The 26,657-nt window shown below is 70.5% G+C and carries 15 protein-coding genes; 4 read left to right on the top strand and 11 right to left on the bottom strand.

From position 1 onward, the window contains the following. Positions 1 to 59: 59 nt before the first annotated feature. Positions 60 to 1,295, top strand: coding sequence for a styrene monooxygenase/indole monooxygenase family protein (locus AB0M16_RS03720; RefSeq protein WP_365338339.1), 1,236 nt, complete (start codon positions 60 to 62; stop codon positions 1,293 to 1,295). Here AB0M16_RS03720 and AB0M16_RS03715 read toward each other — a convergent pair. The 4 genes from AB0M16_RS03715 to AB0M16_RS03700 all read right to left on the bottom strand — a co-directional run bounded on the left by AB0M16_RS03715 (position 1,268) and on the right by AB0M16_RS03700 (position 4,489). Next, on the bottom strand, positions 1,268 to 2,422 hold the full coding sequence (locus AB0M16_RS03715; RefSeq protein ID WP_365338338.1) for a C40 family peptidase: 1,155 nt from the start codon (positions 2,420 to 2,422) through the stop codon (positions 1,268 to 1,270). The genes AB0M16_RS03720 and AB0M16_RS03715 overlap by 28 nt on opposite strands. A gap of 74 nt (positions 2,423 to 2,496) precedes the next feature. Beyond that, entirely contained in the window at positions 2,497 to 2,775 is a 279-nt protein-coding gene (locus AB0M16_RS03710) for a hypothetical protein (RefSeq protein ID WP_365338337.1), read from the bottom strand. 25 nt (positions 2,776 to 2,800) lie between these two features. Next, entirely contained in the window at positions 2,801 to 3,523 is a 723-nt protein-coding gene (locus AB0M16_RS03705; RefSeq protein ID WP_365338336.1) for a TetR/AcrR family transcriptional regulator, read from the bottom strand. A gap of 30 nt (positions 3,524 to 3,553) precedes the next feature. Next, the gene (locus AB0M16_RS03700) at positions 3,554 to 4,489 is read right to left on the bottom strand and encodes a diiron oxygenase (RefSeq protein WP_365338334.1); all 936 of its coding nucleotides are present in this window, start codon (positions 4,487 to 4,489) and stop codon (positions 3,554 to 3,556) included. A gap of 179 nt (positions 4,490 to 4,668) precedes the next feature. Between AB0M16_RS03700 and AB0M16_RS03695 the strand changes: the two genes are divergently transcribed. Next, on the top strand, positions 4,669 to 5,784 hold the full coding sequence (locus AB0M16_RS03695; protein ID WP_365338332.1) for a ferritin-like domain-containing protein: 1,116 nt from the start codon (positions 4,669 to 4,671) through the stop codon (positions 5,782 to 5,784). A 130-nt stretch (positions 5,785 to 5,914) separates the two neighbouring features. On the opposite strand, the gene AB0M16_RS03690 is transcribed toward AB0M16_RS03695, so the two are convergent. Further along, on the bottom strand, positions 5,915 to 9,073 hold the full coding sequence (locus tag AB0M16_RS03690; RefSeq protein ID WP_365338330.1) for a DNRLRE domain-containing protein: 3,159 nt from the start codon (positions 9,071 to 9,073) through the stop codon (positions 5,915 to 5,917). Positions 9,074 to 9,665: 592 nt separating this feature from the next. On the opposite strand from AB0M16_RS03690, the gene AB0M16_RS03685 reads away from it, so the two are divergent. Next, entirely contained in the window at positions 9,666 to 17,675 is an 8,010-nt protein-coding gene (locus AB0M16_RS03685) for a polymorphic toxin-type HINT domain-containing protein (protein ID WP_365338328.1), read from the top strand. Between the two features lie 85 nt (positions 17,676 to 17,760). Further along, a complete protein-coding gene (locus AB0M16_RS03680) occupies positions 17,761 to 18,363 on the top strand; it encodes a hypothetical protein (RefSeq protein WP_365338326.1) in 603 nt (200 codons plus the stop codon). 48 nt (positions 18,364 to 18,411) lie between these two features. Here the strand turns inward: AB0M16_RS03680 and AB0M16_RS03675 are convergent, their stop codons facing one another. From AB0M16_RS03675 to AB0M16_RS03650, 6 genes are all read right to left on the bottom strand, one after another. Next, positions 18,412 to 19,893: a penicillin-binding transpeptidase domain-containing protein gene (locus AB0M16_RS03675; RefSeq protein ID WP_365338324.1), complete on the bottom strand. Its 1,482-nt coding sequence runs from the start codon at positions 19,891 to 19,893 to the stop codon at positions 18,412 to 18,414. A 22-nt stretch (positions 19,894 to 19,915) separates the two neighbouring features. After that, entirely contained in the window at positions 19,916 to 21,304 is a 1,389-nt protein-coding gene (locus AB0M16_RS03670) for an FtsW/RodA/SpoVE family cell cycle protein (RefSeq protein WP_365338323.1), read from the bottom strand. Between the two features lie 105 nt (positions 21,305 to 21,409). Continuing rightward, complete coding sequence (locus tag AB0M16_RS03665) at positions 21,410 to 22,750, bottom strand: HAMP domain-containing sensor histidine kinase (RefSeq protein ID WP_365338321.1); 1,341 nt, start codon at positions 22,748 to 22,750, stop codon at positions 21,410 to 21,412. Further along, a complete protein-coding gene (locus tag AB0M16_RS03660; protein WP_365338319.1) occupies positions 22,747 to 23,550 on the bottom strand; it encodes a hypothetical protein in 804 nt (267 codons plus the stop codon). The genes AB0M16_RS03665 and AB0M16_RS03660 overlap by 4 nt, the downstream gene beginning before the upstream one ends. Before the next feature lie 37 nt (positions 23,551 to 23,587). Next, the gene (locus AB0M16_RS03655) at positions 23,588 to 23,896 is read right to left on the bottom strand and encodes a sortase (RefSeq protein WP_365338316.1); all 309 of its coding nucleotides are present in this window, start codon (positions 23,894 to 23,896) and stop codon (positions 23,588 to 23,590) included. A 335-nt stretch (positions 23,897 to 24,231) separates the two neighbouring features. After that, on the bottom strand, positions 24,232 to 26,325 hold the full coding sequence (locus AB0M16_RS03650; RefSeq protein WP_365338313.1) for a PBS lyase: 2,094 nt from the start codon (positions 26,323 to 26,325) through the stop codon (positions 24,232 to 24,234). Positions 26,326 to 26,657: the final 332 nt, after the last annotated feature.

The following is a 26,657-nucleotide window of genomic DNA, read 5'->3' as shown; positions in this document are numbered from 1 at the left end:
AACACCCGCACCCCCCGCACCCCCTTCCCCAGCACTCCCCAGCACTCTCAAGGTCGCCCATGCGGAAGATACTCATAGTCGGCGCCGGTCAGTCCGGTCTCCAGCTCGCCCTCGGACTGCAGTCGAAGGGCTACGAAGTCACGCTCATGTCCAACCGGACGGCGGACGAGATCCGTTCCGGGCGGGTCATGTCCACGCAGTGCATGTTCGACACCGCGCTCCAGCACGAGCGCGACCTGGGCATCAACTTCTGGGAGTCCCAGGCCCCGCGGATCGAGGGCCTCGGCGTCTCGGTGGCCGGCCCGGAGTCGCAGAGGGTCATCGACTGGGTCGGCAAGCTGGACGGCTACGCGCAGTCCGTCGACCAGCGGGTGAAGATGGCCGGCTGGATGGAGACCTTCGCCCAGCGCGGCGGCCAGCTCGTCATCCACGGCGCGGCCGTCGGCGACCTGGACTACTTCGCCCGCGGCTACGACCTGGTGCTCGTCGCGGCCGGCAAGGGCGAGCTGGTGTCGATGTTCGGCCGCGACGCCGCCCGCTCCCCGTACAGCGAGCCGCAGCGCGCCCTCGCGGTCGCGTACGTGCACGGGCTCGGCCCGCGGCCCGAGCACCCCGAGTTCGACGCGGTGCGCTGCAACCTGGTGCCGGGCATCGGCGAGCTGTTCGTGATGCCGACGCTCACCACCTCCGGCCGGGCCGACATCCTCTTCTGGGAGGGCGTGCCCGGTGGCCCGCTGGACGCCTTCCAGGGCGTGAAGGACCCGTCGGACCACCTGGCGCTCACGCTGGAGCTGATGGAGAAGTTCACGCCGTGGGAGTACGCGCGTGCCACGAAGGTCGAACTGACCGACGCCAGCGCCACGCTGGCGGGCCGCTACGCCCCGACCGTACGCAACCCGATCGGCCGTCTGCCCGGCGGCGGTCTGGTCCTCGGTGTCGCCGACGTGGTCGTCGCCAACGACCCGATCACCGGCCAGGGCTCCAACTCGGCCGCCAAGTGCGCCGCCGCCTACCTCGCCTCCATCGTCGAGCACGGCGACCGCCCCTTCGACGAGGCCTGGATGCAGTCCACGTTCGACCGCTACTGGCAGACCGCCCAGCACGTCACCAAGTGGACCAACGCGATGCTCGGCGTCCCGCCGGAGCACGTCCTGAACCTGATCGGCGCGGCGGGCGGGCTCCAGCCGGTCGCCGACCGCTTCGCCAACGGCTTCAACGACCCGGCGGACTTCGAGAACTTCTTCTTCGAGCCGGAGAAGACCGCCGCCTACCTGGAGTCCGTCGCCGGCGCCTGATCGCCCGCGTAGCCCTCGTCCGCGCCGTCCGTGGCTCCCTCCGGGAGTTCGGGCGGCGTGAACGTTTCCAGGGGGACGGTGTCGGGGTCGGGGCGGACGGCGCCCAGGAGGGGGTTGGCGGCCAGGGGGGAGACCTTGACGCGGGCGCCGGGCCGGGGGGCGTGGATGACCAGGCCGTCGCCGAAGTAGAGGGCGACGTGGGTGGCCTCCGGGAAGTAGACGACCAGGTCGCCGGGGCGGAGCTCGGCGAGGGGGACGCGGGGGAGCGTCCGCCACTGTTCCTGGCTGGTGCGGGGGAGTTCGCGGCCCGCCGCCCCCCAGGACTGCTGGGTGAGGCCGGAGCAGTCGTACGTGTCGGGGCCCTCGGCGCCCCACTCGTACGGCTTGCCGATCTGGCGTGCCGCGAAGCGCAGGGCCTCGGCGCCCTCCCGGGACGGGGTGCGGGTGCCGTCGAGGGTGCCCGAGCCGAGGAGCTGGCTCTGCGCACCGGCGGTCTGGCTGGTCTCCAGGGAGGCCAGGCCGGCGAGTTGGGCGGGGGTGAGGGAGGCCAGGAGCCTCTCGACCTCGTCCATCTTCGTCCGGACCGCCTGTCGCTGCCTCTGCTGGGCCGCCAGGAGGGTCTGGCGGCGGGTGAGGGCCGTGCGGGCGGCGGTCGCCAGGGCTGCCGCCTTCTTCTCCGCGACCTCCAGCCGGGAGACCACCGTGGCGCGTTCGCGGGCCGCCCGGGTCACCAGGTGGCTCTCGTCCAGGGCGTGCTGGGGGTCGGGGGCAAGGAGCAGGCTCAGGTACGGGGAGAGCGCCGAGCGGCCCTGGTACTGCTGCCGGGCCAGCCGGCCGGCCTCGTCGCGGCCGCGGGCGAGAGCCGCGCGGGCGGCGGCCAGTTCGGCGTCGGTCCTGTGCGTGTCGGCGGTCTGCTTCTTCAGCGCCTCGTCGGCGGCGTTGTAGGCCTCGGTGGCCCGCTCGGTCTCCTGGTAGAGCGTGCGCAGCCGGGTGAGCAGGCCGGTGACCGAGCTCTCGCCCTCGTCCACCGGTGCGGCCGTGGCGGCCGTCCCCGTGAGGGCCGTCGTGGCCGCCAGCAACCCCGCGAGGGCCCCCGTGCAGATCGTGCGCAGCAGTCGTCCCGGCACGTCACCACCTCCATCGGGATGATGGCGGCCGGAATGGTGTGATGACCGGATGAGAGTGGGAGTGTTCGGTGGGCTCACTCCTCCGGAGCAGCGGGCTTCTGCCACGGCCACCGGATCTGCCTGCGCTCCCGCCCGTCCGGCGCGTACACGTACACCCATCCCCGCTGCAGCCCGAGCCGCTTCGTGTAGCCGGCCGGCTCGCGGTGGTACGCGTACACCGTGGCCGGGCGGCCCTCGTGGGCCGGGACGGGGACCTCGTACCACTTCGGCGGGTGGCCGGTCGGGCCGAGCAGGACGGGCAGCACCCGGCCGTCGAGGGGGCCGCCGCGGAAGGGGGTGTTCTCGCTCTTCACCCCACCAGTGTCCCCTCCCGGCGGCTCAGAGCAGGTGGGCGGCCTCCCTCACCACCGGGATGACGTTCCTGGCCAGGGTGCCGACCGGGCCCGTCGACCGCTCCCGGGCGAGCAGCCGGGTCACCACCTCGCCGGTCTCCGCGTCGCTCGCCGCGGTCGCCGCGAGCAGCGCCACCAGGTGGTCGACCAGCCAGTCGCGGAGCTCGTCGGCCCGGGGGCGCTTCCCCTCGTCGACCCAGATCAGCGAGGCCGCCTCCACCGCCGCGATCCAGGTCCTGACCATCATCCCGAGCCGAGGCCCGGGCCGGTCCACGCCCAGGTGGAAGAGGATCTGCTCGGCCGCGGCCCGCCGGACCTCGTCGACGATCGCCGTGGTCCGCGAGGTCTCGGCGACGCTGCCGCCGCGCAGCAGCGCGGCGAACCCGGCGTCGTGCTGGTCGACGAAGGCCAGATAGCGGTCCAGCACCCGGGCGAGCCGCTCGGTGGGCGGCCCCTCGGGCGGCTCCGAGAAGCAGTGCTCGAGGGCGTCGGCCGAGGAGCGCAGCGCCGCCTCGTACAGCTGCTGCTTCCCGCCCGGGAAGTAGCGGTAGACGAGCGGGCGCGAGACGCCCGCGGCCTCGGCGACGTCGTCGAGCGAGACGTCCTCCGGCGGCCGGTGCGCGAACAGCGTCTGGGCCGCGTCGAGCAGCTGGTTCCGCCGCTCCTCGACGCTGAGCCGGCGGTACGCGGGCGAGGCGGCACTGGTCATGCCCCGCAGCGTAACCCCGTCGCCGGTCCCTCAGGCCAGCAATCCGGACGACTTCCAGAGCCTGCGGCCGGCGCCCCGCAGCACGCCGATGTCGTCCAGGAAGTCGGTGAGCCGCTTCGCCCCGGACTGCATCACCTCGCGCCGGTGGCCGCTCGCCCTGACCTGGGCGACGGCCTCCCGGCGGTCCAGGCCGACGTTGTCGTAGACGGCCGGGTTGACGAAGCAGGTGGAGAAGACCCGGGCCGCCTCGCCGCAGCTCAGCCGGGTGAACTCCTGTTCCCAGCGCGGCGCGGTGACCATCTGGCGGCGCAGCTCCTCCCGTGCGTAGCGCACGTGACGGGCCTCCTCCACGACGTGGATGCGGGTCACGCCCCGGACGAGCGGCTGGACGCGCTCGTCCGGGAAGGTCAGCCGCTGCATCCAGTCGAGGATCTCCTCACCGAGAAGCGTCGCCGCGAAGGAGCCGGGAGTGGTCGAGACGGTCTTCAGGACCCGGCCGAGGTTGTGGTAGATCCGCGGCACCGGGTATTCCGGGGCGCCGCCGCGCTTGATCAGCTTGGCGAACATCATCGAGTGCCGGCACTCGTCGGCGATCTCGGTGAGGGCGTAGCGGACGTGGTCGCTGGTCAGCGCCTTGTCGTAGATGTGCCGGACGAGCAGCTGCATGAGGATGATCTCGAACCAGATGCCGAGCGAGGCGAGGGAGGCGGCCTCGTGGCGGGAGAGGTCGATCCGCTGCTCCTCGGACATCCGCCGCCACAGCGGGGTGTCGTAGAGCGAGACCAGCTCCGGGGGCCAGAACCACTTGCCGTCCTCGAAGGGGGCGTCCCAGTCGAGTTCGGTCTCGGGGTCGAAGGAGTGCTTGAGGGAGGACTCCAGGAGGCGGCGGGCGACCTGCTCGCGGTCGCGCAGCGGGCCGAGGGCGTCCCGGAGGAGGACGAAGTCGGGCTCGGTGAGACTGGCCATGGCGGAAGGCACCTCGCGCGGGTCGTCGGCGGGTCGAGGGGTGGGCGGCGGCCGGTTGTCGGCTCTTCCAGCTTTATAAGACTCCCCGTCAGTAACGGCGTCAATCCCTCGCGCACGACTTGTTGACCCTGCGTCTACCAACGTGTGAGCCTGCTGGGAACCGTAGGAAGGAGCCGTCAGTGTCGACGCACGACCTCTACGCCCAGGCCCCGAAGGAGCCCGTCTGGCAGGTGCCGGCGAGCGGGAACGCCCGGTTCACCTGGGAATACGACGTGAACGCCGTCGGACGCGACCGTCTCCTCGCCCTCTACCAGAAGGGCAAGGACAAGCAGTGGGACGGCGCCACCCGGATCGACTGGGACCTGGAGGTCGACCCGTACGACCCCCTCGGCACGCCCGACGAGGCCCTGTCCCTGTACGGCACCCGCCACTGGGCCAAGCTCACCGACGAGGACAAGGGCGAGCTGCGCCGGCACTACACCTCCTGGCAGTTCAGCCAGTTCCTGCACGGCGAACAGGGCGCCATGGTCTGCGCCGCCCGCATCGTCGAGTCCGTCCCCGACATGGACGCCAAGTTCTACTCCGCCACCCAGACCATGGACGAGGCCCGGCACGCCGAGATCTACGGCCGTTTCCTGCACGAGAAGATCGGGATGCTCTACCCGATCAACGACAACCTCCAGAGCCTGCTCGACGACACCCTGCGCGACTCCCGCTGGGACATGCCCTACCTCGGCATGCAGGTGCTCATCGAGGGCCTCGCGCTCGCCGCCTTCGGCATGATCCGCGACACCACCGACAAGCCCCTGCCCAAGCAGATCCTGGCGTACGTCATGCAGGACGAGGCCCGGCACGTCGCCTTCGGCCGGATGGCGCTGCGCGACTACTACAAGCAGCTCACCGACGCCGAACTGCGCGAGCGCGAGGAGTTCGTCATCGAGGGCTGCTACCTGATGCGCGACCGGCTGCGCGGGGTCGAGGTCCTGGAGAACTTCGGCATCCCGAAGCAGGAGGCCGAGGCCCTCAGCGAGCAGAGCGAGTTCCTGCACCTGTTCCGCAAGCTGCTGTTCAGCCGGATCGTGCCCTGCGTGAAGGACATCGGCCTGTGGGGCGAACGCCTCCAGAAGGCCTATCTCGACATGGGCGTCTTCGACCTCGGCGACTCCAACCTCGACCTCCTGATGACCCAGGACGAGGAGATCGCCGAGGCCCTGGATCGGGAGCGGTTCGCGGCCGAGGAGGCGGCGCGCGTCGCGGAGGTGGCGCAGGCCGTCGCGGACGGCGAGGCCTCGTAGGTCCTGGGGAAAGAGGCCTCGCAGGTCCTGGGCAAAGGGGCCTCGTCAGTCCCGGGAAAAGGGGTGAGCCCCGGCCGCCTGCTGCGAGGCAGGCGGCCGGGGCTCGGTGTGCGTCAGCGGGCGGCCGGGATCAGCCGAACGCCTTGACGGTGCTCCAGTCCGTGGACAGGACCGTCTTCACCGGTGCGTTGGTGTTGGTGGTGGACGGGTTGTACAGCTTCATGGTGCCGTCGGCGCCGAAGCGGGCCCAGATGTCGGGGACACCGTCCTTGTTGACATCGGGGATACCGATCACGGCCGTGACGTTGGTCCCGGTCCAGTTGGTGCCGAAGACGACGTCGCCGTTGACCGAGTTGGCCGCGAGCTTGATCGACTCCAGGTCGACGCTGCCGGCGACCGCGCCGGGCTTGCCGTGGCGGACGTACATGTTGCCGTTGTCCACGTTGCGCCACAGCAGGTCGGGCGTGTTGTCCTTGTTCATGTCCGCGATGTTGACGATCTCGCGGGGGGTGGCCCAGGCGGTGCCCTCCATGAGCGTGGCGGTCTGGAAGGTGGCGCCGGTGTAGCCGGACAGGATCCAGAAGCCGGTGCCCGCGCGCAGGGCGAGGTCGGGCAGCTTGTCGCCGGTGATGTCGCCGATCGCCTTCATCTGCGTCCAGGTGGACGGAGCCGGGGCGTTGGACGGCAGCCGGATCTTGATCCGCTCGTCGACGTTGAAGGTGCCGTAGCCGTCGCCCGGGTAGAGCCAGAACTGCTTGTCCGGGGTGACCGCGAACATGTCGGTCGACCCGTCGCCCGGGTAGACGTCGTTGTAGTGCGCGATCAGCGACGGGGTGCCCGCGGTGTTGATCCAGTGGTTCGCCGGGTCGACCTTCTTGCCGGCGGTGACGTAGGACGCGGCCAGGCAGTTGTAGAGCTCACCGCCGGTGCCGACGGCGGTCGGGTCGGCGGGGGCGCCGACACAGTTCTTCAGCCTGCCGTCCGCGTAGAGGACGAGCAGGTCGGCGATGTTGTCGCCGCCGGTGTCCATCGGACCGTCGGCGGTGTCGCGCGGCGGCAGGTAGAAGGTGTAGTCGCCGCGGATGCTCCTGTTGCCGTTGACGTCGTAGGCGTAGACGTTGATCTGGACCGGACCGGCGTGCGGCGGGGTGACGTCGGTCATGGTGATCTTGCCGTTGACCGGGGGCGGCGTGTCCTTGTAGCCCTGGCCCTCGAAGGCGTACGAGAACCTCGTCGCACCGGAGGCGGTGAAGGTGAAGTCACCGGGCTGGCCGAACTTGACCGTCGCCCAGGTCGCGCCGTCGTTGGTGGCCTCCTTGAACACCGCGCTGGTGATGTCCGGCTGCGGCGGGGCCGTCGGGTCGACGGTCAGGCGGCAGGGGTAGGAGCCGTCCGGGAAGAACGTGGAGACCTCACCGGAGGAGTCCTCGGAGCGCACGTCCCACAGATACGTGGTGTTGGTCTCGATCGTCGACAGCAGCGGGTTGGTGGCATCGATGATCATCTTGCCGTAGCCGGTCGAGTCCGCCGTGGCGAGGTACTCGGTCTTGGTCGACGAGCCGTCCTTCCAGAAGCGGAACCGCAGCTTGGGGATGGTCTTGTCGGGGTCGGAGCCCTTGGCCTTCAGGGTGATGGTGGTGCGCCCGATCAGCACGCCGGTGCCCGAACTTCCCGTCACGCACGCGCCACCCGGCGAAGAGGTGCCGCTGGTGGGCTGGTTCGGGGGAGTGTTGTACTCGCCCGTGAAGGTCGCGCCGGTGGCGGCGAACTTGCGCCACGTCTGCGTGTCGGTCTCACTGGTGGCGCGCATGCCGAAGGTGACGTTCGACCAGCCCTTGTCCGCGCCCTCCTGGGCGGCGGAGGTCACGGTGAACGACTCGTACTCGTCGGGGCAGGAGCTCGACCAGCCGTGCGCGAAGGACTTCTTGTGCAGGACGCGCGACCAGCTCGGCTGCGAGTTCCACGTCGTGCCCGACGAGATCGCGCCGGTCAGCCAGAACTCCATCTGACGGTCGGTGCAGGACCACGAGTGGTTGTTCTTCACCTTGAAGGTGGCCCAGTCGAACTTCGCACCCTTGTAGCTGGAGGAGAAGTTCATCCGCCAGAAGGAACGGGCCAGACCGCCGGTGTCGCTCTCGTAGCCGACACGGGCGTCGGAGGTGCCGGAGGAGAAGTTCGTGCCGTTCCAGAAGCTGGAGCTCGGGTACTTCTTGTACGCGACGGTCCAGGCGAGCCAGCCGGCGTTGAGCGGCGGGTCGATGAAGACCGGGTATTTGGTGTCCTTGTGCGTCAGCAGGCCGGTCTCGGCGACCTTCAGGCCGATGCGGACGTCGCCGGTGTTGTCACCGTCGAGCGCCACCGGCAGCTGGGCGGACTTCGCGCCCGGCTCGATGCCGGTCAGACCCGACAGCTTGAGCACGTCGGCCGGCGTGGCGACGGCCGTACGCGGCGCCACGTCCGGCGCGTCGGAGTCGCGGCCGGAGGAGTCCCAGGCGAACGGGGTCGGGATGGAGCCGATCTCCTGGCCCGCCTTGTCCAGCACCCGGATCAGGTTGGCCTTGGCGTCCTGGCGGAAGACGGCCGTCTTCGAGCTCACGCCGTACGAGACGGTCGCGAGGTCCTTGTTCTGCGCGGCCTCGCGGTTCTTCACGATCAGGAGCTGGCCGAAACCGCCCTCCTCGCGCGCCACGAGCAGCAGGTCGACGCCTGGGAAGACCTCGGGGTAGAGGGCCTGCGGGCCGTTCAGCACCGGCTCGGGCAGCGCGCCCGGCCAGGTGTAGGCGACGGTGTGGCCGCCCAGGTCGACCTCGGCGAGCAGGGTCCCGTTCTCCACGCCCCCGGCCAGCGGCAGTCGGCTGTAGGAACGGTCGGCGCGCTCGGCCTTCGTACCGCTGGCGAAGCGGATCGGAACGGGGGCGTTCACCGGGCGGATGCCCAGCGAGCCGGCGTTCTTCGTCCGGCGCAGCGTCGTGTCGATCTTCGCCCAGTGGCCTTCGGCGTCCTTCGCGCGCTGCGGCAGGGCGTCGATCTGGGTGCGCATCTTGCCGTTGGGCAGCGCCCAGATGAGCTGGGTCTGGGTGGTCGCCGTGTCGACGAGCACCTTCTTGCCCGTCCGCTTGGCCTCGGCCGCCGCGGCGGCCTCGTCGCGCGGACCGGTCGACGCCTGCTGGGCGTCGGTGGCGGAGGTGTGGGTCGGGGGCGCGCTGGGCTGCCACCAGGGCAGGAGCGCGGCGGTGAGTGCGGCCAGAACGAGGCCGAGAGTGAGGCTCAGCCGCGTGCGCGTGCGCACGAATGGGCTGAGAAAACGAGGCGGCGCGGGCACGCGGTCTACTCCCGTGTGAACCAGAGGATTTCGGACAGCACAGACAGCCCCGTGGCAAAGACCACGGGGCGCAGGCGCGCACACGATCACACGGCCGCCACACGACGTCCATTTCTAAAGCTTTTATAAAGACGTTATATGGGCTTCGGAAAGAAGGGACACCCCGTCAGGAAGCGCGTATTTGGGCGCTTTGGCGGACCGTTAGAGGCTGGATGCCCCTGGTGCCCCATCTTTCGCAAAGATCGACAGTGCGGTGCTCTGTTTGCAACTGCACCGTGGCGAATCTCACCTTCACATGGTTGCGGTCGTGATCCTCGATCTTGAATGTGGGGCGGACATGGCAGAGAGTGCGCACGCACGCGACTGATCCAGGCGCGTGCTCTTTGGTGTTTCCGCACCTCAGTTGTCCTGTTCGTCTGGGTGGGAGTCGACGCGTATGCGTGCTTCAGGTCCACTGTCATGGGTAGGGCGGGATCGCCTCACCATGACAGAGTCACAACGACGGCGCCGTCGGCGAAGCCGCACGGCGACCGTCCTTTTGTTGTCATCGATATTGACGGTGACGAGCTTGGGCTCGCAGGCCCTGGCCGTCCCCGGCGACGGGATGTCCCGTGAGGAGACGACCTCCCAGGTCGATCTCCCCGACATCCCGGAGAGCACCACGCTGGCCGACAACCCCGAGGCTCCGAAGGCGCTGACCACGGCGCCGGAGCAGCCGATCACGCCGTACGCGCCGGTGGCCGTGGATCCCTGGGCGGCGGACGCCGGCAAGGCGGACCCGTCGACGGCGGCGCCGGGCACGACGGTCCAGGTCGTCAACTCGACGACTTCGGCCCTGCTGCCGGTCGGTGTGGGTGTGCCGGCAGGTCAGGATCCGGCGTCGATCGCCGGCGACTGGCAGGTCGCCGTCAAGCCGACGACGACGTCCGAGGACTCGGGCGTGCCGGGCATGGTCATGGAGATCGTGCCTCCGGCGACCGCCGATCCGGCCGCGCAGGTGCTGCTGGACGTCGACACGACCGGCTTCAAGGACCGCTACGGTCAGCTGGCCGCCGAGCGCTTCGGTCTGATGCTGCTCCCGAGCTGTGTCCTGGACTCCCCGGAGACCGGTGACTGTGCGCCGGACACGGGCGTCGAGACCATGGCGGGCGGGAACGAGCCGGACGCCGAGGCCGAGCGGCTGCGCAGCACCGTCAAGGTGGTGCCGGCGGCGAAGTCCAAGCTGAAGGCGACGTCGGGCAGGACCAAGAGCTCCACGACGCGTCAGATCCTCTCCGGCACGGTTCCGGTCGCGAACCTGCTGCCGGACGCGGACGCCTCGTCGAAGGTCTCGGGCGCGTCGGTGCGCAAGGCCTCCCTCTCGACGGACGGCCGCCAGGTCGTGGACGCCTCGGGCCGTCAGGTCGTGGGCGCCATGGACACCGGCTCCTCGGCGTCCGGTGACTTCACCGCCTCGCCGCTGCTGTCCTCCGGCTCCTGGGCGGCGGGTTCGTCGAACGGTGCGTTCACCTATTCGTACCAGGTGCAGACGCCGGAGACCGCCGGCGGCCTGATGCCGAAGGTCAACCTGTCGTACAACTCGCAGTCGGTCGACGGCCGCACGTCGTCGACGAACAACCAGGCCTCGTGGATCGGTGACGGCTGGGACTACAACCCGGGCTCGATCAGCCGGACGTACGTCAACTGCCGCCAGGACTCCAAGAAGGCCGGGGCGAACAACAAGGACCACAAGACCGCGGACCTGTGCTGGGGCTCGGAGAACGCCACCCTCTCGCTGGGCGGCATGACCACCGAGCTCGTGTGGGACGAGGCCAAGGGCAAGTGGTTCACCGCCAACGGTGACGGCTCGAAGATCGAGCGGATCAAGGACACGTCCAAGGACCCGCGCTCGGGCATGAAGGACGCGGACGGCGAGTACTGGGTCGTCACCACCAAGGACGGCACGAAGTACCACTTCGGTCTGAACAAGCTTCCCGGCTGGTCGGACAACGGCACCTCCGCCGACGACCCGTACACCAACTCCGTCCTGGGCGTGCCGGTCTACGGCAACCACCCGGGCGAGCCCTGCTACGCGGGCCCGACCACCACGGACTGGAAGAACTCCTCCTGCAACCAGGCCTGGCAGTGGAACCTCGACTACGTCGAGGACATCCACGGCAACGCCATGTCCCTGTGGTGGCAGCGCGAGGAGAACTACTACGCGAAGAACTTCTACTTCAAGGGCCCGGTCAAGTACCACCGCGGCAGCTACCTGACCCACATCTACTACGGTCAGCGCAAGGACTCGATCTTCTCCGCGACCGCCCCGGCGCGCATCGGCTTCACCGTCGCCGAGCGCTGCTTCCCCGAGGCGGGCCTGACCTGCACGGACGCTCAGGACACGACCGACTACTTCACGGACAAGGACCCGGGCAAGTACCGCATCTGGTACGACACCCCGGCCGACCTGAACTGCAAGCAGGTCACCTCGACCTACACCCGCAAGTGCTGGAACGCCGGTCCGACGTTCTGGACCCGCAAGCGCCTCGACAAGATCACCACCTCCGCGCAGCGTCTCACCACCACCTCCGCGCGCCAGGTCGTCGACGAGTACCAGCTCAAGCAGAGCTTCCCGGTCCTGAAGACCGGCGCGAACACGGCGCTGTGGCTGGAGTCGATCCAGCGCACCGGCTACGCCCGTGAGGGCTCCACCGACGCCTCGGTGAAGCTGAACCCGGTGCGGTTCGTGTCGAACGAGGACGACATGCCCAACCGCGTCTACCGCGGCGGCAGCGGCGCGACCGACCCGCGGCCCGGCTTCTCGCGACTGCGCGTCTCCCGTGTCGTCAACGAGTACGGCGGCGAGACGGTCGTCACGTACAAGAAGCGCGAGGGCGACTGCCTCGCCGGCACCGGCTTCCCGAGCAAGACCGACACTGCGGCACTGAAGGCAAACACGCGCCTGTGCTACCCGTCGTTCTGGCACCCGGACGCCGAGATCGAGGACATCGACTGGTTCAACAAGTACGTGGTCGACTCGATCGAGGAGCTGCCGAACGTCGACGGCTCGTTCTCGACGCTGACCTCGTACGACTACAAGAACGCCGGCTGGAAGCTGGCCGAGGCCGAGTTCTCGAAGAAGTCCACCCGGACCTACTCGCAGTTCGCCGGCTTCGAGCAGACCTCGGTCATCACCGGTGAGAAGAAGGCCGCGGCCGACAGCGGCGAGGGCACCACTCCCGCCGAGGAGACCCCCGGCGCCGAGGGCCCGAAGACCAAGGCCGTCACCCGCTTCTTCCGGGGCATGGGCGACACCGTCCCCGTGAAGGACATCCACGGCAACGTCATCAAGGCCTCGGACGGCACGACGGTCTACGACCGCGACGCCTTCGCCGGCCGCATCGCCGAGGAGCTGTCCTACAGCAACGCGACGGACGCGGACACCAACTGGCTGACCCGCAGCACCACCATCCCGGAGGCCACCGAGCTGGCCAGCCGCGACCGCGGCGACGGCCTGACCCCGCTGAAGGCGTGGCGGGTGACGGAGCCGGAGGAGATCGCGTACACGAAGTCCTCGGGCACGGGTGACGACACGCGCACGCTGCGGACGGTCAAGACCAACACGACGTACGAGTCGACGTACGGTCTGCCGACCCTCGTCGAGTCCGTCGGCGACACCGGCAAGACCGGCGACGAGTCCTGCACCAAGCTCGAGTACCTGCACAACACGGACAAGAACCTGATCGGTCTGTCGAAGCAGGTTCTCGCCTCGCCGACCACCTGCGCGAACGCCAACTGGGCCGACCTCACCACACTGAGCGGCGGCAACCGGACGGCGTACGACGGCACCGCGTACGGCGCCGCGCTCGGCTCCACGACCCGCGGTCTGGCGACCGAGTCGTGGTCGCTGAACGGCACGGGCACCGGCTTCCAGAGCAGCGGCACCACCGTCTTCGACGCCGTCGGCCGTGTCACCAAGATGATCGACCCGGACCTCAAGGAAGCGACGATCACCTTCGACCCGCCCACGGGTCAGGTGTTCAAGGTCACCGAGTCCAACGCGCTGGGCCACACCCAGGTCAAGGAGCTGGAGCCGGGCCGCGCAGTCACGCTGAAGACGACCGACGCCAACGGCTATGTCAGTGAGGCGATCTACGACCCGCTGGGCCGTCTGGTCGAGGCGTGGTCCCCGGGCCGCGCGCCGGGGTCGGGTGTGGCGGACTTCCGTGCCGAGTACGTGATACCGGAGGAGGTGCCGGACCCGAACGACCCCAACGGCGGCAAGATCCGCAAGCCTCCGTACGTCACGACATACGCGCGTGGTTACGAGAACCGGGTCGAGAAGTCCGTCACCATCTACGACGGTCTGGGCCGCGAGCGACAGTCGCAGGAGGAGGCGGACGGCGGCGGCCGTCTGATCACGGACACGCTGTACAACAACGGCGGTGAGGTCTACCAGACCAACAACGCCTACCTGAACGAGGCCGACCCGAGCGGTGAGCTGTTCACGCCGCTCGCCGACACCACGGTCCCGAACATCACCCGGTACAAGTACGACGGTCTCGGCCGCGTGCTGGAGGAGATGCCGGTCCTCAAGGTCAAGCTCCCGGGCACGACCGAGGCCATCTCGCAGGAGGTACCGGAGAAGGCCGTTCGCTACGAGTACGGCTCGGACTGGTCGAAGGTCATCCAGCCGCAGGGCACCTCGTCCTACCGCGTCTACACCGACGCGATCGGTCGCACCGTTCGTACGGACTCCTTCAACCCGGATGCGCCCGGCGGCTTCACCTCGACGCGCTACGAGTACGACACGCGCGGCCAGCTGGCCAAGGCGACCGCGTCGGCTGACCCGACACACCCGTGGACGTGGACGTACGACAAGCGCGGCCGGGTGGACACCGCGACCGATCCCGACACCGGCACCACGGTGACCAAGTACGACCACCGTGACCGACCGGTGACCGTCACGAACGCCCGCGGCACCGTGTGGAACAGCTATGACGAGCTGTCCCGCCCCAAGCAGCAGCGTGAGACGGACGCCAACGGCAAGGTCCTGGCCGACTTCTCCTACGACTCGGCTCCCGGCGGCAAGGGCATGCCCTCCACCGCCACCCGCTACACCGACGGCCTGGCCTACGTCCAGAAGGTCAACGGCTACACCAAGGAGTACCAGCCGACCTCGACGACGCTGACCCTGCCCGACTCCATCGTCAGCACCTGGGGTCTGCAGAAGGACTACACGTACGGCTACACCTACTCCGACAACGGCATGCTGGACGAGGCGACTCTTCCGAAGGTCGGCAAGTTCGACCCGGAGAAGCTGGTCGTCCGTTACAACAAGGACGGCAAGCCGGTCTCCATCTCCGGCAAGGACTGGTACGGCTCGGAGACGGTCTACTCTCCGTACGGCCAGGTCATGCGCTCCACACTGGGTGCGCTGCCGTACCGCGTGTGGGCTCAGAACTCGTACGACGAGTCGACCGGTGAGCTGCAGAACCAGCAGGTCTACCGTGAGAAGGCCGACCCCTCGGTCGTCTCCGGCAACCTGGTCTCCAACCGCTCCTACACCTACGACCCCTCCGGCAACGTCACGGGCATCCGTGAGGCGGCAACCGGGATCGAGGAGCGGCAGTGCTTCACGTATGACCCGCTGGGTCAGCTGAAGGAGGCCTGGACCTCCAAGGACCAGACCGCCTGCACCACCCCGAAGAACGCCGACGGCACCCTGAACGTCGCCGCCGGCACGGACAACTCCGGTTACTGGCAGCAGTACGAGTACGACCTGCTGGGCAACCGGAAGAAGCTCGTCGAGAAGGACCTGTCGGGCAACACGGCCAAGGACGCCACGACCGACTACGCCTATGGCAAGACGGGCGGCGCCCAGCCGCACACCCTCACCAAGGTCTCCAAGACCTACACCACCCCCGCGGGTGCGCAGGTCAAGGCCGAGGCTGAGCGTCTCTACGAGCTGACCGGTGAGACCAAGCAGGTCACCTCGATCCAGAACGGCGACAAGCAGACGCTGTCCTGGACGTACGACGGCAAGGTCGACCGGATCACCGGTTCGGGCACCGGCGGCAAGACCCCGTACGTGGGCCTCGCCGACAAGTGCCTCGACCTCAAGGGCGGCCTCGCGGCTGCCGCGCAGGCGATCCAGCTGTACGCCTGCAACACGTCACCGGCGCAGAGCTGGAAGTTCACCCCGACCCCGGCCCTTGTGGGCGGGACGCAGACCGACCCCAACCGGGGCACCCTGACGGTCTACGACGACTGGTGCGTCCAGCCGGCGGGCAACACGGCCGGCTCGGCGGTCCAGATCCAGAAGTGCAACGGCACCGCCGCGCAGGAGCTGAAGCGCAACACGGCCGGTCAGCTGACGCACATCGCGTCGGGTCTGTGCCTGGCGGTCCAGGCCGCGAACTCGGCGAACTCCACGCCGATCGTCCTGGCCACCTGTGACGGCACCTCCGCCGCGCAGCTGTGGGCGCCGCAGAACGACACCCGTCACATCTACGGCCCCAGCGGCGATCGACTGCTGACCATCAAGGGCAAGCAGGCCACGCTGCACCTTGGCGAGGCCGAGGTCACCGTCCAGCAGGGCGGCGTCCTCGTCAACACCCAGCGCACCTACACCACTCCCGGTGGTCAGGTCATGCGCTATGCCAACGGCACCGGTTCGGACGCGCTGGTCGCACTGACCGCTGACCACCAGGGTTCGACGTACGCCGAGGTCGCAATGAGCGGCACGATGGCGGTGCGGATCCGCAAGCAGGACCCGTTCGGCAACCAGCGCGGTGCGAGCACCGTCGGTGTCAACCAGCAGAGCCACACCGGCTTCCTGGGCCAGGTCCGGGACGACACCTCAGGCTTCCAGCCGCTGGGCGCCCGTCTGTACGACCCGGTGGTCGGACGATTCCTGTCCGCCGACCCGATGATGGACCTGAACGACCCGCAGCAGGCCAACGGGTACGTCTACGCCCACAACAACCCGGTGACGTTCGACGACCCGTCAGGTCTGGCAATCACCCTGACCGCTTCCGAGCGGGCCGCGGCCCTCGCGGGCGCGGGTCTGTCCGCGGCGCAGGTCGCGCAGGCGCAGGCGATGCAGGGCAAGTCCCTCACCTCCGTCATCCTGGCCATCGCTTGGGAGACGCTGAAGGACTTCATCGGCATCAACGACGCCATGGCCTGCTTCGGCGGTGACATGTGGTCCTGCGCCAGCATCATCATCGACGCGATCCCGTGGACGAAGCTCGGCAAGATCCCGTCGGTCATCAAGGCGGTCAACCGCACCATCGAAGCCGTCAAGGCGTTCAAGGCAGCCAAGAAGGCAGCCGAGGCGGTTCTCAAGGCCGCCAAGGCAGCCGAAGCGGCAGCCTTGAGAGCCAAGAAGGCCGCTATCGAGAAGGCCAAGAGAGAGGCAGCTCAAAGGGCCAAGAAGAAGGCAGCCGAGGCTGCCAAGCGAAAGGCCGACGCGGCGGCCGCCGCGAAGCGGAAGACCGGTAACCCGGCCCACAAGCAGTCGCAGGCCAAGGCCGCACCCAAGTCCTCCTCCCAGCCCAAGGGCGGCGGAGGCGGTAAGGGCGGCGGCGGCAAGCCCGGTGGTTCCTCCGGCGGATCCTCCCGGCACAACGGTGGCTCCAGCGGAGGCGGTGGCTCCGGCAAGGCCGGCTGCAACAGCTTCGTGCCCGGCACGAAGGTGCTGATGGCCGACGGCTCCACCAAGCCGATCGAGAATGTCAGGACCGGCGACAAGGTTCTCGCGACCGACCCGAAGACCGGCGAGACCCGCGTCGAGACGGTCACCGCCGAGATCAAGGGCCAGGGCCTCAAGCACCTGGTCACGGTCACCATCGACACCGACGGCAAGGCCGGCGGCAAGACGGCCCTGATCACGGCTACCGACGGCCACCCCGTCTGGGTCCCCGAGCTGCGGGACTGGATCAAGGCCACCGACCTGAAGTCGGGCCAGTGGCTCCAGACCAGCGCCGGCACGTACGTGCAGATCACGTCCGTCAAGCGATGGTCCGCCCCGGCGGCGACCGTTCACAACCTCACCGTCAGCGACATCCACACGTACTACGCGCTGGCGGGGGCGACCTCGCTCCTGGTTCACAACGACACCTGCCCGGCGGGTGGAAACTCCGGCAACGGTGGCAACGCCAGCAACGCGGGCGATGACGGGATCGAGAACTGGGCGCCGGAGCACTACGCGGACGAGGAAATCGGCCGTCGCTCCACCGACATGAACGATCTCGGTGAGTTCTTCTCGGTTCCCGAGGAGACACACCAGCTGGTGGCTGACTTCCGGGCGAACCCCAACATGCCGGCGCGGCACGGGACCGCTCCTGACGGACTCGACCACTTCACCGGACGCGATCTCAATCCCCGGCAGCGGGCCCAGTGGGCCTCGTGGATCGGGACCGGCCCGACGGGCGGAGCGTTGATCTACTGGAACCGGCAGCCCGGTAGCCAGATCAGGATCATGGTCCATCCGACGACCGGACAGATCGCCTGGTTCCCGCTGACGAGGGGCGGCGTTCACAACTACGGATCGCCGCGCATCTACAGCGGCCTCTGGGGCAGGTAGTACCTCTGCGGCAGGTAGTAGATTAGAAAGAAAGCAGTGCGCGGCACCCCTCAAGGGGTGTCGCGCACTGCTTCGTCCACGTTCCGTGGACTTCCCCAAGGATCTTCCGGAAAGGTTGAAGCAATTGGACCACGCTGGGCGACTCGCCCCCGCCGGACTGGTCTTCCTGGGACTGATGGATCTGGAGCTCCCTCTTATCCCGCCGTCACTCGCCAACATGGCCACGGGATATCAGCAACGTCTTGGAAAATGTCAGATTGCGACCGTCGGTCGTGATGCTCCGGATTACCTCACCAAGGCGAACGACAGTTGGTTCGAGCTGTCCCGAGCAGGAGGTCTCTTCGACGACAGCGGAGAATTCCTGCTCACGGTCCCCCTCGATGAGCAACGTCGCGACCTGTGGTGGGCACGCGTCCGGCTGGCCGACACCTGGGATCTGATGGGGGCGGGCTCCGCCGCCGAACTCGGCCTCGGTTTCGGCGAACCGGAGTTCACCGCGCTGTCGGTGACCGGCGATGTCGTCGCTTTCTGCGCGTCTCACGAGTCAGCGATCATCACCACCCTGGCGGCCGGATTCGCTGATCTCGCGGATCTTCGGCAACACGCGGAATGGGTGGCGAGCCAGCGAAGAATGTCGCGGCAGGAAAAAGAGGCCGCCCGGCGATGGCTTGATGCCACCGGCGGATGAGCAGGGGCCGTCGTCACCACCGCTGTGGTGACGACGGCCCTTTTCGTTCTAGCGCTGCCCCCGTGCCTCCGCCTCCCACCGCAACCCCTCCTCCATCACCGCCCGCGCGATCGGCGCCGCGTTCCCGCCGCCGCTGATGTCCGTCCGGTTCGCCTCCGCGTCCTCGACGACCACCGCCACCGCCACGGCCGGCTGGGCCGAGTCCTTGGCCTGGGCCCAGGCGATGAACCAGGCGTAGGGGGTGCCCGTGTTGCCCAGGCCGTGTTGGGCGGTGCCCGTCTTGCCGCCGACGCGGGCGCCGGGGATGGCGGCGTTGGTGCCGGTGCCGTCCTCGACCGCGCGGATCATCAGGTCCTGCAGGCGGGTCGCGGTCGAGGGGTTCATGGCCTGGCGGTAACTGCGACGGCCGGTCGTGTCGACGGTGGTGCCGCCCGAGGTCGTGGTGCGTTCGACGAGGTGGGGCTGGGCGATCTCGCCGTTGTTGGCCACGGCCGCGGCGACCAGGGCCATCTGGAGCGGGGTGGCCGCCGTGTCGAACTGGCCGATCGACGACAGGGCCAGCTGGTCGTCGCTCATGGCGGTGTCGAAGTTCGACTTCGCCACCCAGGACGGGATCCGCAGACCCGTGTCGTTGAAGCCGAAGTCCTGGACCTTGTCCACCATGTCGTCCAGGCCCACCTTCACCCCCAGCCCGGCCATCACCGTGTTGCACGACCACTGGATCGCGTACGCGAGCGAGGCGTTCGCGCAGCCGGTGGCCTCGTTGGGGAGGACCTGGCGGGTGCCGGGCAGCACGAACGGGTCCGGGGTGTCGGTCGGGGCGTCGACGTCCGTCACCACGCCCGCGTCCAGGGCGGCCGCCGCGGTCACGATCTTGAAGGTGGAGCCCGGCGGGTACGTCTGCCGGATCGCGCGGGCCAGCATCGGCTGGTTCGGGGAGGTGTTGAGACGGTGCCAGGCGGCCTTCACCTCGCGGCCCGTGCCCGACAGCACCCCCGGGTCGTAGGACGGGGACGACACCAGCGCGAGGATCCGGCCGCTCGACGGCTCGATCGCCGCGACCGCGCCCCGCTTGCCGTCCAGGCCGCGGAAGGCCGCCTCCTGCATCCGGGCCCGGATCGTGGTGACGACGTCCCCGCCCGGCTGCCGGCCGCGGCTCAGGTCGTTCCAGAGGGGGAGCGGTGCCAGCATCGGGTCGGTGCCCGCCAGCAGGTCGTCCTCGGCGTTCTCCAGGAGCGTCGTGCCGTACGTCTGGGAGGCGTAACCGGTCACCGGCGCGTACAACGGGCCCTGGGTGTACGTGCGTTCCCAGCGCAGTTGCTGGCCGCTGTCCCGGGAGCCGGTGACCGCACGGCCGTCCACGAGGATCTCTCCGCGCGGCTGGCCCCAGCGGGTGATGGCGATCCGGCGGTTGGCCGGGTTGTCGTCGTACGCGTCGGCCTCGAAGACCATGACCCGGGCCGCGTTGACGAGCAGCGCGGCCAGCAGCACCAGACAGAGCGCGGCCGCGCGGCGGATGTAGCGGATCACATGACCTCCCTCATGGAGCCCCTCACCGCACGTCCTCCGTGATCGGCGCGATGAAGCCCGCGTCCGCCATGTCCGGGCGCGGCGCCCGGGCCGAGTCGGAGACGCGCACGAGCAGCGCCACGATCACCCAGTTCGTGACGACCGACGAACCGCCCTGGGCGAGGAACGGCATCGCCATCCCCGTCAGCGGGATCAGGCCCATCACCCCGCCCGCGATGACGAAGACCTGGAGCGCGAGGATCGACGCGAGGCCGATCGCGAGCAGCCGCCCGAAGGGGTCGAGCAGGGCCAGCCCGGCCCGGTAGCCGCGCGCGACGAGCAGGGCGTAGAGCAGGAACAGGGCGGTCAGGCCGACCAGGCCCAGCTCCTCGCCGGCCGTGGCGAGGATGAAGTCCGACTTGGCGGCGAAGCCGATGAGGATCGAGTGCCCGAGACCCAGGCCAGCGCCGAGCATGCCGCCGGCGGCGAAGGCGAAGAGGGACTGGGCGAGCTGACCGGGGCCGTCGCCGGCCCGGATCGAGGCGAAGGGGTCGAGCCAGTCCTGGACCCGGCTGTGCACGTGCGGTTCGAGGCTGCCGACGAGGAAGGCGCCCGCCGCGGCGAGCAGCAGGCCGACCGCGATCCAGCCGGTGCGCCCGGTCGCCACGTACAGCATGATCACGAAGAGGCCGAAGAAGAGCAGCGAGGTGCCGAGGTCACGCTCCAGCACCAGCACGCCGACGCTCAGCAGCCAGATCGCCACGATCGGGCCCAGGACCCGGCCCGTCGGGAACTGCAGCTTCCACACCTTGCGGCCGGTGTACGCGAGCGCGTTGCGGTTGGCGGCGAGGTACGCGGCGAAGAAGACGGCCAGCAGGATCTTGGCGAACTCGCCCGGCTGGAACGAGAGTCCGCCGATCCGGATCCAGATCTTGGCGCCGTTCACGGCGGGGAAGAAGATCGGCAGCGTCATCAGCCCGAGCGCGGCCGCCACCGACAGGTACGCGTACCGCTGGAGCATCCGGTGGTCGCGCAGCAGCACCACGACCACGATGAAGAGGCCGACGCCGAGGGTCGACCAGACCAGCTGCGTGGGGGCCGCCCGGTCGCCGGGCGTCTCCAGGTCGAGCCGGTAGATGAGGACCAGGCCGAGTCCGTTGAGCAGGACGGCGATCGGCAGCAGGAGCGGGTCGGCGAAGGGGGCGCGCAGCCGCACCGCGAGGTGCGCGAGCAGCGCGAGCAGCCCGAGCCCGGCGCCGTAGCGGGCGGCGTCCGGCGGCACGGCGCCGCTGCGGGCGAGGCCGACCTCGGCGTAGCCGTACACGGCGATGAGCACCGCCCCGACCAGCAACGACAGCTCCACACCGCGCCGCTTCGGGACGCGGACCCCGGGCGGGGGTGCGTCCTGGGCGTCGGGGCGCGGTGCGGTCATGGTCCGCAACGTAGCAAGCAGTAAGCCTTATGTCCCTTTTGTGTGACGGTGCGCCGTCGGGTGATCAGGCCGTCAGGACGTCAGGCTGGGAGGTTTGTGAGGCCGTCAGGTCGCGCCCAGGTCCTCGGCGTCCGCGTCCGCGTCCGCGTCCCCGTCCGCGTCCCCGTCCGGGTCGGTCAGCCGTACGTACTCCGGGAGCGTCAGGCGCGCCACCGCCCCGCCGCCCTCCTCCGCCGGTGCGTTGGCGAGGACCAGCTCCGCGCCGATCACCTCGGCCTGGCCCATCGCGATCGTCAGGCCCAGCCCGTGGCCCTTGCCGCCGCTCTCCGTGCGGAACCGCTGCGGTCCCGCGTCCAGCAGGTAGTCGGGATACCCGCCGCCGTGGTCCCGCACCGTCACCACCGGCCCGTCCACCGTCAGGACCACCGGCGCGGCCCCGTGCTTGTGCGCGTTGGCGACCAGGTTGCCGAGCACCCGCTCCAGGCGCCGCTGGTCGGTCTCGACCGCCGCGTCGCGCACCACCCGGGTCTCGGTGACCGTGCCGGAGACCGCGGCGGAGGCGCGCACCACCCGTTCGGCGAGCGGCCCCAGGTCGTGCACGGCCAGGTCGACCCGCTCGGTGCCGGCGTCGAGCCGGGAGATCTCCAAGAGGTCCTCGGTGAGCCCGCGCATCGCCCGGACCCGGTCCCGTACGAGCTCGGCCGGCCGCCCCTCGGGCAGCAGTTCGGCCGCTGCGGACAGACCGGTCAGCGGGGTGCGCAGTTCGTGCGCCACGTCCGCCGTGAACCTCTGCTCGGTCTGGAGTTTGCGCTGCAGCGAGGAGGCCATCGTGTCGAGCGCCCCGGAGACCGTCGCCACCTCGTCCTGCGGTCGCGAAGGGTCCTTCGTGCGGGGGTCGTTGACGCGCGCGTCCAGGTCGCCGGCGCTGATCCGCCGGGCCACCTGCGCGGTGGCGTGCAGCCGCCGGGTGATCCGGGTGACGGCGAAGGCGCCCACGAGCAGGGTCGCGCCGATGGCCAGGACGGAGGAGCCGAGGATCGAGCGGTCGAGCCCCTCGATGGTGTCGGCGCTCTGCGTGTAGTCGACCTTGACCGCCAGCGCACGGCCGTCCGCCGGTCCGGCCGCCCACATCGTCGGGCGCCCCTCGTACTCGGTCACCATCGTGCCGCTCTCGCCGCGCAGCGCGAGCGCCCGCAGCGAATCCGGCAGTCCGGGCGGGTCCACGCCGGCGAACCGGGGCAGCGGCTCGCCCGACTCGTACAGCCGGCCGACCTCGCCGAGCCGGGTCAGCGCCTTGTCGCGGGAGTCCTTCACCGTCTGGCCGGCCACGGAGACGTGCACGAGCACGCCGAGCAGCGCGGCCAGGGCGCAGCACATGACGGTGATGAAGACCGCGGCCTTCCAGGTGAGGGTGGCGGTCCACGCCGGCAGGCGCGGCCGCCTCACCGGCCGCCCTCCGGGGCCACGGGCGCGGGGGCCGGGGCCGGGGTCCCACCGCCGGAGGGGGTCGGGGTGGGCGTGGGGCTGACGAAGGCGGGGGCCGGTACGAGCGTGGCGCCCGTGCCGGGCGGCTTGACGCGGACGATCTCGTCCCGGGCGGGCAGCATCGAGCGCTGCTGCTCGTCCCAGGACCAGGCGGTCCGGTACTCGTAGCCGGGGATCCCGGCCGAGCTCACCCGGGTGATCAGGTCCCGGCCGGCCAGTTCGACGCTGATCACCTGGTCGACGGTCGACATGATCCGGGTCAGGCCCTCGTACTCGGCGAGATAGACCCGGACGCCGAGCTGCTGGTCGGGCATCCGGATGCCGACGATCAGCTCGTCGCGCCCGTTGCCGGTGAGGTCCCGGTAGTACGGGGCGAGGACGGGGCAGTGCGCGCGGTCCGTGTCGCACGCCTCGATGGCCCGTACGGTCTGCTCGTAGAGCCCGTCCGCGCCGGAGCGCGCGTCGGCGTGGGCGCGGACCTCGGACCGGACCACCGCGATCGGGTCGACGCGGTGCACGTCGTTGTCCGGGACCTCGATGCCGGCGACCCGCTCGGTGTCGGTCTCGCCGTAGTCGATCGGCGGATTGGTGGCGGGCGGCAGGTCGGGCCAGAGCCGGACCGGGCCGACGGCGTCGGGGGTGCGGCCGGCGCTCTGCAGGCCGCCCTGGCCGCCGCAGCCGGTCAGGACGAGGGCGAGCACGCCGAGCACCGCGACCGGCACGGCCGCGGCGGCGGTGAGCTGTACGAAGCGCGCTCCCACGCTCCTCCTATCGAGCCCGCTGGGTCCTTCGGGCCGTCTACCGCTTCGCCAGGTCGGCGAAGACGATGATGTCGTCGGTGCGGTGACCGTCCCGGACGGGGTCGCCACGGGTGATGAGGCGGAGCCCGGGACGGTCGGTTTCCCCATAGACCTTATTCGTAGGGAAGTCCTTTTTGTCTATTTGTTGTATCTCGCGCACCGTGAACCGGGCCGTCGTCCCGTCCGTCCGGTCCACCTCGATCAGGTCCCCCACCTTCATCTTCGCCACGTTCCGGAGCAGTGCCGGGCCCCGCTCGGTGTCGTAGCGCGCGACCCTGACCGCCGCCCCGCGCTCGCCCGGTGTCACGCTCGCCGTGAGTACGCGAAGCCGCTGGGGGGCGGCGGCGGGGGAGGGGCTACGGGGAAGGCCGGCAGCCCCTCCCCGTACGCGCTGGGACGCCGGCCCGTCTCCGTGTAGGCGCTGGGACGCCGGCCCGTCTCCGTGTAGGCGCTGGGACGCCGGACCGTCTCTGCGTAGGCGCTGGGACGCCGCCCGCGCCTCCGTGTAGGCGCTGGGACGCCGGTCCGTCTCCGCGTAGGCATCGCGCCGGCGGACCCGCCACCCGCGCCTCCGCGTAGGCGCTGCGCCGGCGGTCCGCCCGCGTCTCCCGTGCCGCTACGACGTCGGTTCGCCCACCCCCGTCACAGCCCCTGCCGCTCCATCTGCGACAGCGCCGCACGGCACAGGGTGAGGAGCTTCTCGTCGTCGTGGACGTCGTGCGAGCCGGCGCCGTCCTCGCGGGCGTTGTGGCGGCGGGTGCGGGCCAGCTCCGCGCGGATCGCGGGTTCCGCGGCAGCCGCCGCCGGACCCATCTCCGCCAGGCACTCCGCCACCGCCACCCGGGCGTGCCGGTTCTCCTCCCAGGCCGCGAGCAGCACCGGGAGGACCGGCTCCGCCTCCCCGGCGACCCGCCACAGCGCCGCCGCCGACCGCACCCGCACCCACAGGTCCCGCGCCCCCAGGCCCGCCCGCAGCGCCGGGGCCGCCTCCTCCGCCGCCGGGCCGATCGCCCCGAGCGCCTGCGCCGCCGCGCACCACTCGACGCCCGTCGCCCCGGGCCGCAGCCACCGCTGAAGGGTGCCGAGGGCCTCCGCGAGCGAACCGTCCAGCGACCAGACCGCCCGCGCCGCCATCGAGGAGACCGCCGCCGAGTCCGAGTCGAGCAGCCGGCGCACGTCCGGCAGCGCCACCCGGGCCACCGGCCCGAACGCCGCGAGCGTCCGCAGACAGGCCTCCCGCACCCAGTCCTGCCGGTTCGACGGCGCCCCGCGCAGCACCCGCAGCACCTCCGGCAGCGCCTGGGCGCCCCGGACCGCCGCCAGCGCGAAGAGCAGCGGAGCCGCCCGGTCGTACAGCAGGTCGTCGAGCTCCACCTCGGCGAGCCTGCGCCGCAGCAACGGCGCGAGCGGCATGGCGGCCGGGCCCAGCGCGTCCACCGCGTACAGCAGCTCCCGCCGGACCTCCCGCTCCTCCTCCAGCGCCCGCGCCAGCAGCGGGATCGCCCGCGCGTCACCCGTGCGCGCGAGCGCGAGCAGCGCCCCGCCACGGCCGGCCGGCGCGCCCGGACCCGCAAGCCCGAGCGGCCCGGTGGGCGACGTCGCCAGGCGCACGGCGAGCGCGTCCGCGGCCGGCCCGGCCAGCTCGAAGAGCCGCTCCAGGAAGGACGTGGCCGCCTCCCGAAGTCGTGGCTCCGGGTCGCTCAGCTGCGCCCCGACGAGCCGTACGACCTCCTCGTACCGCCCGCGCCACACCCGTATCAGGCCGCCACACAGCCAGATGGCGTCCGAGCGCTGGCCCCAGTCCGGGCTGCGCAGCTGGGCCAGGACGAGCGCGATGCGGTCGTCGACCCGGTCGTCGAGGGCGGCGTGCAGCGTACGGAGCAGTTCCTCCGTCCAGGGGTTGGGGCGGCCGGCCGAGTGCTCCTCCAGCAGCTCGCGCACCTGTCCGATCAGCGTCGGGGTGGCCGCCCTGGGCGTCTCGACGGGCCGGTCGCGCGGCGTGGTGCGGACCTCGTCGAGCAGCACGGTCACCCGTTCCACCACGTCCATCGGGATCTCCGCCGGCGCGCACCGGGCGAGCTGGGCGAGCGCCGCGAGCCGGAGCCCCGGCGCCTGGGCCGCGCGGGACAGCCAGTCCAGCCAGTCCACCGTCTGGGGCCGCAGCGACTCGTGCCGCAGCGCGATCCGGCCCACGGCGGCGACCAGGGCGAGCCGCACCTCGGTGTCCCGCTCGACGGTCAGCCGCTCGCGCAGCAGGTCGAGCACCCGCGCCGGCTCGTAGTGCAGCGAGGCCAGCGCGCAGGGCGCGGCGAGCCGGACCTCGGGGTCGGGGTCGCCGACCAGGTCGACGAACACGTCGGCGCCGGCCGCGACCGCGGCGGCGGCCATCGCGTAGTTCGCCGCCGGTATGAAGTCGGCGTCGTCCGGGTCGAGTTCGTCCAGCTCCTCGTCGCCGCACAGGTCGATGCCGCCGATGCTGGTGAGTAACTCGACGATGCCGCCCCGGTCCTGGACCGTGGGGTCGGCGACGAGTTCGAGGAGGAAGGGGATGCAGGCGAGCGTCGAGTCGTACACGTCGCCCTGGTGGTGCACCGCGCCGTACATGCCGTCGAGGGCGTTCTCCCGCTCCGCGGGGTCGTCGGAGGCGAGTCCCCGCAACAGCTCCGGAACGTCGTCCGCGGGGCCGTACGCATGCCCCAACGAGGCCCAGTCGACCTCCTCGATCCCCGTCAGCATGGCCGACCGCCTTCCCCGTGAGCGCTGTACCAGGCAGCAAGTGTGCACCAGCGCAAGGACAACAAGGACCCGCCTGTCGGACGCGATCCCGAAACCCCGGCGCGGCCGCTCGCTTTGCGCCACGCGCAGGTCCGCCGGGGGCCCCGACCGGCCCCCGCCCCGCCGTTCCCGGGCCCCCACGAAGCCTCTCCGGCCGGTCCCCGCCCCTGCCCGCGGACGGCGGACATGCGCACTTGTGCGCGGGGGCGCGGGGAGGGCGCTCGTCGCGGGCGCACAGGGAGTTTGTCCGGAACGGAACGGAGGGGAGGCGGAGTCGATATTCGGCCGAAGGG

This window comes from Streptomyces sp. NPDC051921, assembly GCF_040680975.1.
GTDB lineage: Bacteria > Actinomycetota > Actinomycetes > Streptomycetales > Streptomycetaceae > Streptomyces.
The sequence above is the reverse complement of the archived record's forward strand: the minus strand, read 5'-3'. Positions and strand labels throughout refer to the sequence as shown.